The sequence below is a fragment of the Myxococcus faecalis genome (assembly GCF_050039385.1).
Taxonomy (GTDB): Bacteria; Myxococcota; Myxococcia; order Myxococcales; family Myxococcaceae; genus Myxococcus; species Myxococcus fulvus.
In genome coordinates this window covers 2,271,660-2,285,135 of sequence record NZ_CP144336.1, presented here as the reverse complement: position 1 = coordinate 2,285,135, position 13,476 = coordinate 2,271,660, and the positions used below count along the sequence as shown (strand labels likewise).

General features: G+C 70.3%; 14 protein-coding genes. 8 read left to right on the top strand and 6 right to left on the bottom strand.

The window, feature by feature from the left end; genetic code table 11:
- Positions 1-231 precede the first annotated feature (231 nt).
- From VZQ01_RS08905 to VZQ01_RS08890, 4 genes are read left to right on the top strand one after another with little or no spacing between them, the layout of a single operon-like run.
- Positions 232-1,089 carry a TolB family protein gene (locus tag VZQ01_RS08905; protein ID WP_426747546.1) on the top strand — a complete coding sequence of 286 codons (858 nt, stop codon included), beginning with the start codon at positions 232-234 and terminating at the stop codon, positions 1,087-1,089.
- Positions 1,086-1,748, top strand: coding sequence for a M23 family metallopeptidase (locus tag VZQ01_RS08900; RefSeq protein WP_223750295.1), 663 nt, complete (start codon positions 1,086-1,088; stop codon positions 1,746-1,748). The genes VZQ01_RS08905 and VZQ01_RS08900 overlap by 4 nt, the downstream gene beginning before the upstream one ends.
- A 27-nt stretch (positions 1,749-1,775) precedes the next feature.
- Positions 1,776-2,393, top strand: coding sequence for a hypothetical protein (locus tag VZQ01_RS08895; RefSeq protein ID WP_141322970.1), 618 nt, complete (start codon positions 1,776-1,778; stop codon positions 2,391-2,393).
- Positions 2,394-2,418: 25 nt separating this feature from the next.
- The gene (locus VZQ01_RS08890) at positions 2,419-3,126 is read left to right on the top strand and encodes a hypothetical protein (protein WP_223750297.1); all 708 of its coding nucleotides are present in this window, start codon (positions 2,419-2,421) and stop codon (positions 3,124-3,126) included.
- Positions 3,127-3,131: 5 nt separating this feature from the next.
- On the opposite strand, the gene VZQ01_RS08885 is transcribed toward VZQ01_RS08890, so the two are convergent.
- The gene (locus VZQ01_RS08885; protein ID WP_223750298.1) at positions 3,132-4,061 is read right to left on the bottom strand and encodes an AraC family transcriptional regulator; all 930 of its coding nucleotides are present in this window, start codon (positions 4,059-4,061) and stop codon (positions 3,132-3,134) included.
- A 139-nt stretch (positions 4,062-4,200) separates the two neighbouring features.
- On the opposite strand from VZQ01_RS08885, the gene VZQ01_RS08880 reads away from it, so the two are divergent.
- Positions 4,201-4,941: an SDR family oxidoreductase gene (locus VZQ01_RS08880; RefSeq protein WP_426747545.1), complete on the top strand. Its 741-nt coding sequence runs from the start codon at positions 4,201-4,203 to the stop codon at positions 4,939-4,941.
- On the opposite strand, the gene VZQ01_RS08875 is transcribed toward VZQ01_RS08880, so the two are convergent.
- Both VZQ01_RS08875 and VZQ01_RS08870 read right to left on the bottom strand, forming a co-directional pair.
- Positions 4,913-5,866: an NmrA family NAD(P)-binding protein gene (locus VZQ01_RS08875; protein ID WP_426747544.1), complete on the bottom strand. Its 954-nt coding sequence runs from the start codon at positions 5,864-5,866 to the stop codon at positions 4,913-4,915. The two genes, VZQ01_RS08880 and VZQ01_RS08875, sit on opposite strands and share 29 nt — an antisense overlap.
- Positions 5,867-6,148: 282 nt before the next feature.
- Complete coding sequence (locus tag VZQ01_RS08870) at positions 6,149-6,763, bottom strand: carbonic anhydrase (RefSeq protein WP_426748946.1); 615 nt, start codon at positions 6,761-6,763, stop codon at positions 6,149-6,151.
- Positions 6,764-7,315: 552 nt separating this feature from the next.
- Here VZQ01_RS08870 and VZQ01_RS08865 point away from each other — a divergent pair.
- Both VZQ01_RS08865 and VZQ01_RS08860 read left to right on the top strand, forming a co-directional pair.
- Positions 7,316-7,858, top strand: a complete 543-nt coding sequence (locus tag VZQ01_RS08865; RefSeq protein WP_223785507.1) for a TetR/AcrR family transcriptional regulator — start codon at positions 7,316-7,318, stop codon at positions 7,856-7,858.
- A gap of 69 nt (positions 7,859-7,927) precedes the next feature.
- Positions 7,928-8,800, top strand: coding sequence for a hypothetical protein (locus VZQ01_RS08860; RefSeq protein WP_408891281.1), 873 nt, complete (start codon positions 7,928-7,930; stop codon positions 8,798-8,800).
- On the opposite strand, the gene VZQ01_RS08855 is transcribed toward VZQ01_RS08860, so the two are convergent.
- On the bottom strand, positions 8,797-9,345 hold the full coding sequence (locus tag VZQ01_RS08855) for an IS630 family transposase (protein WP_408891716.1): 549 nt from the start codon (positions 9,343-9,345) through the stop codon (positions 8,797-8,799). The two genes, VZQ01_RS08860 and VZQ01_RS08855, sit on opposite strands and share 4 nt — an antisense overlap.
- A gap of 29 nt (positions 9,346-9,374) precedes the next feature.
- Entirely contained in the window at positions 9,375-9,779 is a 405-nt protein-coding gene (locus VZQ01_RS08850) for a helix-turn-helix domain-containing protein (protein WP_426744686.1), read from the bottom strand.
- Positions 9,780-9,990: 211 nt separating this feature from the next.
- On the opposite strand from VZQ01_RS08850, the gene VZQ01_RS08845 reads away from it, so the two are divergent.
- Entirely contained in the window at positions 9,991-12,276 is a 2,286-nt protein-coding gene (locus tag VZQ01_RS08845; RefSeq protein WP_223750304.1) for a S41 family peptidase, read from the top strand.
- A gap of 30 nt (positions 12,277-12,306) precedes the next feature.
- On the opposite strand, the gene VZQ01_RS08840 is transcribed toward VZQ01_RS08845, so the two are convergent.
- Complete coding sequence (locus tag VZQ01_RS08840) at positions 12,307-13,389, bottom strand: acyltransferase family protein (protein ID WP_426748945.1); 1,083 nt, start codon at positions 13,387-13,389, stop codon at positions 12,307-12,309.
- Positions 13,390-13,476 lie beyond the last annotated feature (87 nt).

The following is a 13,476-nucleotide window of genomic DNA, read 5'->3' as shown; positions in this document are numbered from 1 at the left end:
GAAGGACCTGGAGACCCGCGCCCTGGCGCCGTGGTCCGGTCCGTCGCGCCGGGAAATGGGACGTAAATCCGCCCCGTCGGTCATGGGGGCGAAGGGCGTGCTTCCCACGTCCCGATGCCCCGCATGGGGACACCCGCGCCCTTCGTCAGTGGTGAGTCGCCGTGTGCCCGGAGCCGTGTGTCGGCCGGGCATGGCTGCATTGCAATCATGAAGGTTCAGTGAGGTCTCGTGATGAAGACATTGGGAATGGCGGTGGCCGGACTGTTGCTGTCGGGGCCGGTCGCTCAGGCGGAAGAGGGTGGGGCGTCGCGCGAGGTGACTCGCGTGCGGGCGATGCGCGCGGCGGTGGAGCCCATGCTCGCCAAGGAGTTCGGCGCGAAGGCGTTCGTCGCCACGCTGCACGGCCGCGGCGCGCAGACGGTGCTGGGCGTCATCGAGGAGGCACCCCCGCCGGGGACGGACCTGCAGCCGAGGCTGGCGGTGCTGCGCTACGACGAGGCCCGGGGCACCGTGCGCGTGGTGGACCGCGCCTTCAAGTACGCGGAGGCCAGCGCGCTGGGCGACAAGACGCTGCTGCTCACCCCCGAGGGAGACCTGCGGCTGCGCGAGGACTCGGGCCGGGAGCGCCTGCTGGCGCAGCGCGTGCTCGGAGACCTGGCGCCGTCCGTGAAGGGCGACGGCGTGGTGGCCACCCTGTCGCGCACCGGCGCCGAGTCGCATGAGACGGCGGTGGGCTTCGTGGCCGTGGACGGCCGCGTCACCGTGGTGGCGGACGGGCCGGGTCTGGATGCGATGGGCACGATGTCCCCGGACGGGCGCACGGTGGTGTTCGTGTCGGGACGCACCACCATGGCGTCGTGGTTCCGCACCACGCTGGATGGCGCGGAGCCGGTGCAGCTCACCAACGTCGGCCTGAAGGCCGGCGCGCTGCGCGACGGCGTGCCCGCGAACTTCGTGCCGCCTCCCATCAACACCGGGGCCATGGAGTGGTTGTCCGAGGACCGGCTGCGCTACGCGGCCGGCGGCGGCGAGCAGTGGACGCTGGATGTGCGCACCGGTGTGGCGGTGCGGGAAGGAGGTGCCCGGTGAAGACGACGCTCTCGATGAAGCTGCAGGCCCTGCTGGTGGGGGCCTTGCTGGTGGCGCCCGCGTCCGCGCTGGCGGGCACGATGTTCCGCTTCCCCATGTCCATGAACCCCGGCCAGTGCGCCAGCGGCGGCTGCTATGTCGGCGCGTACAAGGACCTGGGGGGCGTGAAGGACTGGACGTGCCAGGGCTGGACCTACTACGGCCACCTGGGCACGGACTTCTCGCTGTCGGGCGGCCTCGCGGCGATGGACGCGGGCGTCTGGGTCATCTCCGCCGCCTCCGGCGTCCTGGAGAGCGCCGTCGACGGGTTCTACGACCGGTGCCTGGCCTGGAACAAGGACGACCCCAACGCCAACTGCGGCATCCGCGCGGCCAACTACATGATTCTCCGGCACTCGGACAACCGCCGCAGCAAGTACTTCCACCTGAAGAAGTTCAGCTTCCAGTACAGCGTGGGCGCGAACATCCCCTGCGGCAACTGGATTGCGAAGGCGGGCTCGTCGGGCGCGTCCACGGGGCCTCACCTGCACTTCGAGTTCTCCGACCCGACGTGGGGAACGGATGACCCGTACGCGGCCACGCCGGGCTGCGGCGGCACCATCTCCCTGTGGACGTCCCAGGGCTCCTACCAGGGCCTGCCGGGCATCACCTGTCAGTAGCCCACGCCCCGCCAAGAGGAACGGCTCATGCGAACGCTCTGGAACCGGACGGCCGCCATCGCGATGGTGGCCGCGCTCGGAGGACTCACCTCGCCCGACGCCCGGGCCTGCACCCGCGATGACTGCGGCTCGGGGGGATTGAACGCCTGCTACAACCTGTCGGGCTGGAAGTGGTGCGGAATCACCTACAGCGGCTCCCAGCACTGGACTTCGGTCAACGTCTACAACCACTCGTCCATCAGCCAGGTGCCGCAGGCCTGGACGAACCTCAACAACCCGCCCGCGGCGCCGGGGAACACGCTGTACCTCAACACGGACGGCTCCAACCACTCCAACCACGACATCGACTACTGGGACGCCAACACCTCCGACACGTGGTGGGGTTACACGACGTACCCGGGCGGCATCGGCGCCAACAACTGCATCAACCGGGGCGGCGCGATGATCCAGTTCAACCTGAGCCGCGTCACGGCGGACGCCACCTGGCGGTTGTGGCTGGCCGAGCACGAGACGGGGCACGCGGTGGGAATGAAGCATGTCTGTGGTTGCACCCAGGGCCGGGTGATGAACCCCTGCACCGAGTGCTCCAACCCCGCCACGCTCAGCGGCTGCGACGCGCAGGGCCTCAACGCGCTGTATCCCTGACGGGCCGCCAGGAAAGGAGAACGCCATGCATGAATTCAAGAAGGCACGCAGGCTGTTGCTGCTCCCGTGCGTCTGGGGCGCGATGATGGGCTGCGCTCGCGAGGCGCCGTCCGCCGAGGTCGCGCAACCGGTGTCCCAGCCGCTCGAGTCCGTGGAGCACAGCCACCCGATGACGGTGCATTGGGTGACGCATGACAGCTTCAAGGAGATGGTGGGCGAGTCGGGCGTCATCGTCCAGGCCCGGGTGGTGTCGTCGCGTCCGGCGGTTCAGCGCGTCTACGGCTGGAACGAGAAGGCCCAGCGGTACTTCACGCCGGAGGAGGCGGGGGACCGCTACGCGGAGACGCCGCTGACGGTCTCCACGCTGGTGGTGTCGGACGTCGCCCGCGCGAAAGAGGGGCTGGTCGCGCTGGGGGGCGCGAAGCTCGGGCCCGACAGCAAGCTGGAGATCGTCGAGCTGGGGGGACTGGCGCCGGACGGCCACCGGATGGAGCCGGATGACAAGCCCGTGCTGCGGCTGGCGGAGGAGGCCATCTTCTTCCTCATCCCCGCGGCGAAGCACCCGGGCGCGTACCACGTGCTCGGGGGCTGGCAGGGGCGGCTCCGGGTGACGGCGTCGGGTGAAATCCAGGCGCTCGGCTCCGAGGTCCACCCGGGGCTCGCCGACTTCAGCGTGCATGACGGCCGCACGGCCAAGGCGCTGATGGACGAGCTGCGCGGCGCGCCCCGCTGACGGCGTCACTGCACGGCTCCGAGCGACTCGCGGAGCCGTGCGATGTCCCGCGACGGCGGGGCGCCGAACATCCGGCTGTACTCGCGGCTGAACTGGGACGGGCTCTCGTAGCCCACGGAGTGCCCGGCCATCGCCGCGTCCATGGCCTCGGCGAGCATCCGGCGACGGGCCTCCTGCAGGCGCAGCTGCTTCTGGTACTGCAGGGGGCTCATCGCCGTGACGGACTTGAAGTGGTGGTGGAGCGCGGACGGGCTCATGTGGACGGTGCGCGCCAGGTCTTCGATTCGCAGGGGCGCGGCGTAGTGCGCCTTGAGCCAGTGGATGGCGCGGGCGATGGCGTCCAGGCGGCTGTCCGCCATGGCGATGCGCCGCAGCCGCGCGGTGTTCTCCCCGGACAGCAGGCGGTAGAGAATCTCCCGGGTGATGAGCGGCGCGAGCACGGGGATGTCGCGCGGGGTGTCCAGGAGCCGCACGAGCCGCGACGTCGCGTCCAGGAGCGGTGCCGCCACCGGGCCCAGCGCGAGCCCTCGGGCCACGCCGCGGTCCTCGGGCGCCTCCAGCGCCGCCTCCATCATCAGGCTGCTGAGCTGGCCGGGCTCCAGGTCCAGCCGGAAGCAGAGGTAGGGCCTGGCGGGCGTCGCCTCGATGACCTGGCCGGTGACGTGGAGGTCCATGGAGGCGACCAGGCACTGGTCCGTCCCGTAGACATAGACGTCGTCACCGAGCAGCACCTGCTTGCGGCCCTGCGCGACGATGCACAGCGCGGCGGCCTGCAGCGCGTGCAGCTCCGGGGTGGGGGCGGAGGCGCGGATGAGCGAGAGCCGGGGGATGGCGGTGGCGTGGATGCCGTCCGCGGGCGTGTGGCGCGCGAGGAGCGTCGCCAGCTCGTCCAGGCTGGGATTCGGGGCGGACGCCGAGGGAGGGGCGCGCTTCATGGCAGGCAGTCAAACGTCCCGTGCAGGATTAGGCAAGAGCCGGCGAGCATCCGGATAACGCCCCCAGGCCCTCGGTTGAGAAGGTGTGCATGTCCCCGGCGCCCTCCTGGCACCGGGCAATCCATCGAGGGACGTGCACATGACGACGAACATCCAGGGCAAGGTGGTGGCCATCACCGGAGCGAGCAGCGGAATCGGCGAGGCGGCGGCCCGCCTGCTTGCCCAGCAGGGCGCGAAGGTGGTGCTGGGCGCGCGCCGGCAGGAGCGGCTGGAGGTGCTGGCGAAGGAGCTGACGGCGGCGGGAGGCGAGGTGCGGGTGCGCGCGGTGGACGTGACGAAGCGCGAGGACGTGGAGGGCTTCGTGCGCTTCACGGTGGAGGCGTTCGGGCGGCTGGACGTGCTCATCAACAACGCGGGGGTGATGCCGCTGTCGCTGCTGGAGAAGCTGAAGGTGGACGAGTGGGACCGGATGATCGACGTGAACATCCGGGGCGTGCTGCACGGCATCGCCGCGGCGCTGCCGGTGATGAAGCGGCAGAAGTCCGGGCAGGTCATCAACCTGTCGTCCATCGGCGGGCACGCGGTGAGTCCGACGGCGGCGGTGTACTGCGCCACGAAGTTCGCGGTGCTGGCCATCTCCGAGGGGCTGCGTCAGGAGGTGGGCGGGGACATCCGCGTGACGGTCATCTCCCCGGGCGTCACCACGTCGGAGCTGGCGGAGAGCATCAGCGACTCGAACGCGCGCGACGTGATGCGTGAGTTCCGCAAGGTGGCGATTCCCGCCGAAGCCGTCGCCCGCTCCATCGCCTACGCCATCAGCCAGCCGCCGGACGTGGACGTGAGCGAAATCATCATCCGCCCGACGGCGAGCCCGTACTGAGCGCCTCACGGTTTGCCTGGATACGGCGCTGGCGCAACCAGGGCTCGAAGCGCATGAGCGAGAGCCCCAGGTCGCTGGCGAGCTCGGGCCGGGCCAGCGCGGGGGCGACGTTCATGTAGGTCAGCCCTCGCGCCACGCCGGGATGGAGGCCCGCGGCGACGGCCTCCTCGATGGTGCTGGACTGGACGGTGTAGGTCTTTGCATCGACGCGGGAGAGGACCTCCGCCATCTGCCGGGGCGTGAGCACGTCGCCCGCGAGCTGCAGCGTCACCCCGTGGAACCGCGCGGGGTTCAGGAGGGCCGCCGCGGACGCGTTGCCCACGTCCTCCGGGGCAATCAAGGGAATGGGCCGGTCCGCCTCGAGCACCGTCACCCACCGGTGCCCGTCGACGAAGGCGGACGTGTCCAGCATCGCGTGGTCCATGAAGGTGGCCGGCAGGATGAGCGTCCAGTGCCTGAACCCGGCGCTCCGGACGCGCTCACAGGTGGCGAGCTTGTTCTCCCAGTAGACCTCGTGCTCCTTCCAGCGTCCCTCCGCCCAACCCTCGATGTTCCGGTGGTCCCCGACGCCGGACGTCGCGGTGTGCACGTACGTCTCCACGCGCTCGGCCAGCGCGGCCTCGATGAGGTTCTTGCCCTGCTGGACCTCCTTGCTGAAGTCGACGCCCGTCGCGGAGACGATGGGGGACTGCATGGAGAAGACCCCCTGGACCCCCGCGCAGGCGGCGCGCAGTGACGCGAGGTCGTCCAGGTCTCCCACCACGAGCTCGGCCCCCGCCGCCGCGAGCGCCCTGGCGTTGGGCCCTTCCGGATTGCGCACCAATACACGCACCGAGGTGCTGCCTTCGGTCAGCAAGGCCCGGGCCGTGGCTCCGCCCTGTCTCCCCGTGGCGGCGGTGACGAGGACAGTCGGGTGGCGGCGCATCGGCGGCTCCTCTCGTAAGTGGGGGACCCCACCGTTTATGGTCGTTGAATACGGAGGGGCCCCCCGTTTGTCAAGGCAGCGGGATTCCGCACCTGCCTCGGCTGGCAGTGCTTGTCTGTAAACAGGGCGGCATCCTCTGGGCCGCCTCGAGCTCTGTCTCAACACGACGTCTGTCGGGTCCGTGAAGGACGGACGGGTCGAAAGCGGGGGACCCCACCGCTTGTCGGCGGATTGAACAGGGTGGGGGCCCCCCAAGCTTCTGGAGTGCCCCCGAGCCTGACCTCAGTGCGCGGACTGGAGCCCCACGTCGCGGCCGTTCAGCGGCTGCACGGGGCGGTTGTTCGGGTTGAGGTGCGGCAGCCGCTCGAAGGCGGCGATCTGCGAGTCGGACATCTGGATGGGGTTCTTCATCACGAACCACTGCAGCCCCTCGCTGCACGGGGGGGTGGTGAGTGAGCCCGCGTAGTGGAAGAACGCCCGGTTGAACGGCAGGAGCGCGCTGGCGTTGATGAGCGCGCCCAGCGGCGTGCTGGTCTCACCCTCGTGACGGGGCAGGTGACGGAAGGCGGTGAAGAGCGCCGCGTTCACCAGGCCCTCCTCGATGAGCACGCCCACCACGACCCAGGGCGTCCCCGCCGCGTCGGTGTGCACCAGGTGCACCTCGAGCGGATGGTGCACGCCGTTCAGGGTGTGCTCGCTGGGCGTGTGGAAGTGGAACTGAGCCAGCTTGTACTCCTGGTCGCCCAGGCGCAGGGTGCTGCCCACGTCGTAGTTGAACTGCACCGTGTGGCCGTTGTTCACCATGCGCACCTGGCTGGTGCCGTAGTGGAAGCTGGGCGCCTGCACATTCGTGTGCGTGGCCCCGGAGATGGACAGCGCCACGGGGGATTGCTGGATGCCCGTGGAACAAAGCGCGCCACCGGCGACCTCGCCCCAGTGCTCAGGGTCGACGGTCTGCGCATAGCCCCAGTGCGTCTCCTCGGCGAGGGCAGGGGCGGCGAGCAACACGGAGGACAGCAACGCGCCCCGAAGAGCGCGCACAAAGAGGGTGCGAGGGTGTGACATGAGTGATGAGTCCTTGAAGGAAGATGCCAGGAATGGGCGGACGCCCGCCATGACCGGCTTGGTGTCTGTCCTAGCGGCTGATTCGATGTTTTGCCGCAAAATCCATCTAAGTGGTACTTGTTTGGATTTCCTGAAATGAATCGAAATGAAACAGCGTGTTGACAGAAAATCCCCGGCTGGATGGGGCTCGTGTGTGTGTCCATGTCGAACGCTGACTGCCATTGCGGGCGAGCGGGAGACACGGGGGGCCTGGGTCCCGAACCGCCTGGGTGACGGCGGCCCTACGGCAGGTGGCGTCCCCCCGTGCCATTCCGTGGTTGAATGTGGAGGGCTCCCCCGGTTGTGGGGGCGCGTCGCGGTGAGGAGACAGGTGTCGTGGAGCGCGTGAAGTCATTGCGAGTGGATGGCCAGCGCAACCGGGAGCGGATCGTCGCGGCGGCCTCGGCGCTGGTCGCGCGGGATGGCGCGCAGGCGTCGCTCGAGGAGATTGCGCGGCGGGCGGGGGTGGGCTCGGCGACGCTGCACCGACACTTCCCGACGCGGCAGGCGTTGTTGGAGGTGGTGTTCCGGGAGGGCGTCGCGCAGCTGTGTGCGATGGCGTCCGCTCAGCCGGGCAGGAATCCGGCCGCGGAGCTGGCGGCCTGGCTGGAGGAGGTGACGGTCTACACGGCGACGCACCGCGGGCTCGCCGCCGCGCTGCTCGCGGGCCCGGAGGGGCTGTCACCATGGGAGCTGTGCTGCACGGACATGCTGCTCGAGGTGTTGAACGGGCTGGTGGCGCGGGCGTCCTCGGCGGGCGCGATTCACTCCGGCGCCACGGCGGAGGACCTGCTGCGGCTCGTGAACGCCATCGCGGTCGCCAACGAGCAGGATGCCCCCACGGCGCGCCGGGTGCTGCGTCTGGCGCTTTTGGGCATCCGGCCGTGAGGCGTGACTTCGCTTGGAAGGCGTGATTGTCCGACAGGCCGTGAGGGCTGGACGCTACACTCCGGCCCCATGTCGACCCGTGGTGCAATCGCTGTGTACACGTCGGGCTCGGAGATTCCCGAGCACGTCTCCTCTCGGCCCTGGCGCGGTGTCTATCATCACTGGGATGGCTATCCCACGGGCCTCGGGCAACACCTGATGGCGTGTGTCGAGCGCGCCCGCGGCGACCTCCAGGCCGTGGTGGCGCGGCTCATCGACGAGGCCCCCTGGGGTTGGTCCACCTGCATGGGTGGGAAGGACGAGACGGAGGAGGAGCGCTATTCGGAGGAGAGCCCGGGCCTACCGGTCGCGCCGGATGAGACCGGGAGCGTGTCCTATGTCTATGTCTTCGATGTGGAGGCGCGTCGGCTCGACGCGTTCTCGACCTACGTCGGCGGGGACGGCAAGCGGTTCAGCTCCGTGCGCTTTTCACCCGAGGGCACGCCGGACCTCCCCGCGCTCGACCTGCTGCCGGAGGAGCTCGTCAGCGAGCCGCCCCTGCCCGGCGAGGAGCTCTCGGCGGAGGCGCTCCAGGCGTCCCTGGAGGGACGGCCCAGGCTCGAGTCGGACAACAAGCTCCTCCATTGGTTCAGCACCGAGGAGCGCCCGGACCGGTCGCTCTGCATCGTCTTCCGGGTGGTCGTCTTCGAGGAGGACGCGGTCCGCGAGGTGGTGGAGCGGGAATGGCGGCTCGTGCCTGCCTCCGCGCGACGCGAGCCGGCGCGGGTCCGCAACTTCATCGAGGCGCTCGTCGAGGTGGTCGGCGAGGACCCGACGTTGTTCGACGCGTTCTGGATCGCCAGTCTGGACCCACTGCGTCGTTCCCAGGCACGTCAGCGTGAGAGCTTCGTGCGAATCCTGAAGGCGCACCGGGCCCGCGACTCCGGCTCCGGGTCGCTCTAAGTAGGTCGCCAGAAGTTCTCTAACAAATCGCGTAGCCAGAAGCCCTCGGCGAGGCAGCCGGCCTTGCGGAGGGCGTCCCGTGCAGAAAGGCCCAGCACCCATCGGATGGCGGCGCCGACGTGCTGCTCGACCGTGGGGTACTGACGGTTGGCGGAAACGCGTTGCTTCAGGGAGCGCCACAAGTGGTCCATGCAGTTGAGTTCTGAGCGCTGCTTGGGCAACAGCAGCAGGTGGATTCCGAGGCGAGCGGCGAGCTGCTGGGACTTCTGGGCCGTGTGACAGCTGGCGCGGTCCAACACCAGCAGCAGAGGGCGACCGGGGTAGGCGGCACGCAGGGCGCGCAGAAAATCCATGAAGTCTTCGCGTCTGGCGCGCTGGGTTGCCAGCAGCACGCGCTTGCCGGTGCGAGGGTTGATGGCGCCCCACAGTGTGCGCTTGGCGTTCTCGCCTGTAATCGGCACCACGGCCTGCTCTCCCCTGGGGGCCCAGGCGGCGCGCAGCGGCGGAAACCACCGCAGCACCGTGCTGTCCATGACGAGCAGCACGGCCCGGGGGAACAGGCGTTTGAGCCGTTTCAGACGGCGGACAAGGCCCCCTTTTTCTGCCCTGGATGGGGCGCCGCCGTGGCGTACACGTACCGTGGCCGCTTCCACGCCAGGCCCGCCTCGTGCAGCCGGCGGCGCAGTGTACGGGGCGACACCTCGATGCCCTGTCGCTTCAGGTGCGTGCACAGCAGCGGCACCGTCCAGCCGTGGCTCGCCCAGGACTGCTTCTCTGGGCTGCCTCGGACGACTTCGCGCAGGCGCTCGGCCGTCAGGCGCGGCGCATTCCTCGGCCGCCCCTGCCGCGGGGCATCTCGCAGCGCTTCGGGGTCACGCTGCGCCAGATAGCGCTCCAGCCAGAAGTAGACGGCTGGCCGGCTCAGGGCTGCCAGATGCGCAGCCTCGCCCGGGCCTTTGCCCTCTGCGAGGAGTCTCACTGCCAGTAGTCGACGGAAGTGGCGGGCGTCGCGCACGCTTCGCAGCGCATGCTCCAGCTTCCGCCTGTCCTCTGCTGTCAGCCCCAGTTCGGCAGGGCTCCTTGCCGGTCGCATGGTCCAGAAAATGCGCATGCGACCGGCATTTGTCTCGGAACTTCCGGCGACCTACTTAGAGTCCTCGCTCGCTGGCTGGAACACGAGGAGGACTTGCATGCGGCACCAGGACCTGGGCTCGAGGCTGGGACTGTGTCTGGCGTTTCTGCTGGCTTCGGGAGCGATGGCTTCGGAGGCCCCCTCGAAGCCGGAGGAGGCCCAGGCGCAGCTGAGGCTCCAGCGACTCAGCGCGTTGGGCGAGCTCTGGGGGCAGGTGCGCTATCGCCACCCGTGGATGCTGTCGCGGCGCATCGACTGGGACGCGGCCTTCCTGGCGGCGGTGCCGAAGGTGGAGGCCGCCACCAGCGACGAGGCGTTCGCCGAGGCCGTCCAGTCGATGCTCGGCGCGCTCGAGGACCCCGCCACCCGCGTGAAGAGCGCGCGTCCGCCCGCGGCGCTGGCCCCGCCGACGCTCCGGCCCCTCCTGGGCCTGGAGAAGGACGTGGTCGTCCTGGACCTGCGCAACCTCGCCACGCCCGAGGGCCCCCAGGCCTTCTGGGGCCTGGGCGAGAAGCTCTGGGGCCCCGTGCGCAAGGCGCGCGCCGCCGTCGTCGACATGCGCATGCGAGGCTTCGACGAGGCGGCGGCCTGGAGCGCCTCCAACGCCGCGGACTGGATGCTGCCCCTCTTCATCGACGGCGAGCTGTCCGTGCCGGGCTCGCGCTCCTCGCTCCACGGTGGCTACAAGGCCCAGACGGGAATGGACTCGCCCTACACCACGGCCTTCAACCAGGACGTCAGCTCGGTGGTGGAGGGCAACGCCGGCAAGAAGTTCGCGCGCGTCGTCTTCCTCCTGGATGCGCGGAGCGTCGTCTCGCCGAAGGTGCTGGCGCTGCGCGCCTCGGGACGCGCGCTCTTCGTGGGCGAGGGCCCGGTGACGGACGCGCTGGCCGTGGACACGCAGGAAGTGCCGCTGGGGAGCACGCTCGTCGCCACGGTCCGCACCAGCGAGACGGTGTTGCCGCTGGGGCTCGACGCGGAGGTGCCGGCGCGCGCGGACCTGTCCGCCCCGGACGCGGCCTACACGCGCGCGTTGGCGCTGGCGAATCAGAAGTCCAAGCCCAAGGGCCCGAGCGCCCCGGCGCGGCCCGAGGCCCAGTGGCGCCCGGACAACGCCTACGCGGAGTCCCCGTACCCCTCGCGCGAGCTGCGCCTGCTGGCGGCCGTGCGGCTGTGGAACGTGGTGGAGCTGTTCTTCCCCTATCGCCACCTGATGGACGTGGACTGGAGCCAGGCGCTCCCCGGGATGTTGGAGCGCTTCGAGGCCGCCCAGGACGCGAAGGCGTACGCGCTCGAGGTGGCGAAGTCCGCGCGGGAGCTGCGCGACGGGCACGTCTCGCTCAGCGGCCACCCCACGTTCAGGGAGATCTGGGGCGGCATCGCCGCGCCCGTCGAGGTGCTCGACCTCGATGGGAAGGTGGTCATCACGTCCGTGACCAATGCCTCGCTCGCGCAGGGGCTCCAGGTGGGGGACGTCATCGAGAAGGTGGACGCGGAGCTCCTCGACGAGCGCGTCCGCCGCATCGACGCCGTCCACCAGGCCTCCACCGAGGCGGCGACCCGGCTGTACCACGTCTACCTGGCGCTCGCGGGCCCCCCGGACTCGGAGGCGACCTTCACCGTGCTCAACGAGAAGGGGCGTCGGGAGGTGAAGGTGAAGCGGCCCGCCGCGTTCTCCCGGCCGGAGCGCCCCCATGAGCCCTTCAAGCTGCTGGAGGGCAACATCGCCCTCGTGAACCTCTCGCAACTGGGGGCCGACGAGGTGCCGGAGGTCATGCGGAAGGTCCAGACCACCCGGGCCGTGGTGTTCGACCTGCGAGGCTACCCGCGTGGCACCGCGGGGACGCTGGCGCCGTACCTCAACGTGAAGCGCGCGAAGACCTGGTCCCGCTTCGAGGTGCCCGTCGTCGCGGGCTCCACGTTGGTGAACGGCCGGATGGCCCTGGTGCAGGCGCTGCCCACCGCGGACGTGCCGGTGTACCGGGGCCGCACCGTGACGCTCATCGACGAGCGCGCCGTGAGCCAGGCGGAGCACCTGGGGCTGATGCTGGAGGTCACCAGCGGGACGACCTTCGTCGGGAGCCCCACCGCCGGCGCCAACGGGAACATGACGTACGCGGTGCTGCCCGGCGGCATCTGGATGAGCTTCACGGGCATGGATGCCCGGCACGCGGACGGCGGTCAGCTCCAGCGCAAGGGGCTCACGCCGCACGTGGCGGTGCGCCCCACGCTCGCGGGTGTGCGCGCGGGCCGGGACGAGGTGCTGGAGCGGGCGCTGCGCCTGCTCCAGGAGACGCCGCGCCCCGCCGCCGCGCCCATGTCCCGCCCCGTGCAGCGTCCGTAGTCCCGGGGGCCTCCGTGGAGGGGCCCCGGGCTATCGGAGGGCGGGCCGCGGCGTGGGCTCGTGGGAGAGCCGGGCCTCCAGCCGTGAGCGCCACTTCAGCGCGGGGCGCTCCACGCCGTGGTGCAGCGCGAGGGACGCGAGCAGCACCGCCGCCGCGCCGGCCAGCAACGTGAGCGGGTGGAACGCGTCCAGGCCGTAGGGCTCCAGCGCGACGCGCGCTCCGGCCTGCAGGGCCTTGTGCGTGAGGTAGATGGTGAAGCTCAAGAGCGCGAAGGTCTTCACCCCGGGGATGCGGGCGCACACGCGCGACGCGGTGGGGCTCGCCATGGCCGCGAGCAGCGCCGCGTAGCCCAGCGACGTCAGGGGGAAGGCGAGCATCGTGTGGGCGAGGTAGCGGAAGTGCTCCTCGTTCAGCCAGAACACGACGCCCAGGCACGCAAGGCCCGCTCCGGCCAGGGCGCCCGCGCGCGCCCCTCGGGTCCAGCGCTCCCAGGTCGCGGGGCGGAAGACGCGCAGCGCCGCGAGCATCGCGCCACACAAGAGGCCGTCGAGTCGCGCGTAGGTCGGGTAGTACAGCAGCGTGTCGTAGCCGCGCCACGCGGTGTCCTCGGGCGCGAGCATCGAGAAGTGCCGCTGCCACAGCCATGCCCGCAGGAGCATTCCGCCGAGCATCAACGCCCCAGCGCCCACGAGCAGGTGCGCGGCCCGGACGCGTCCTCGCAGCGCGAGCACGGTGAGCGGGAGCACCAGGTAGAAGTGCTCCTCCACGCACAGCGACCACGCATGGGAGAAGCCATTCAGGCGCAGTCCGAAGTTCTGCGTGAAGGTGAGGAAGCGCCACGCGGGCGTCTCCACCGGACGCTCGCTCCACGCGGGGACGAAGAGGTACAGCGCCAGCACGATGAGGTAGGGCGGCAGGATGCGCAGCGAGCGCCGCAGGTAGAAGCGCTTCAGGGATGGCGCCTCGCCGCGCGACACCGGCTCCATCAGCTGTGAGCCGATGAGAAAGCCGCTCAGCACGAAGAACAGCTCCACGCCCGTCCAGCCGAAGTTGGCGAGCATCCGGTAGGACTCGTGTCCCTCGGGGCGTGGGTAGTGGAAGAGGACGACGATGAAGATGGCCAGGCACCGGAGCAGGTCCAGGCCGGCCAGGTGGCGCGGTTCGGTGGTGTTCAGCGGAGTCGACCTTCAGCGGCGGGG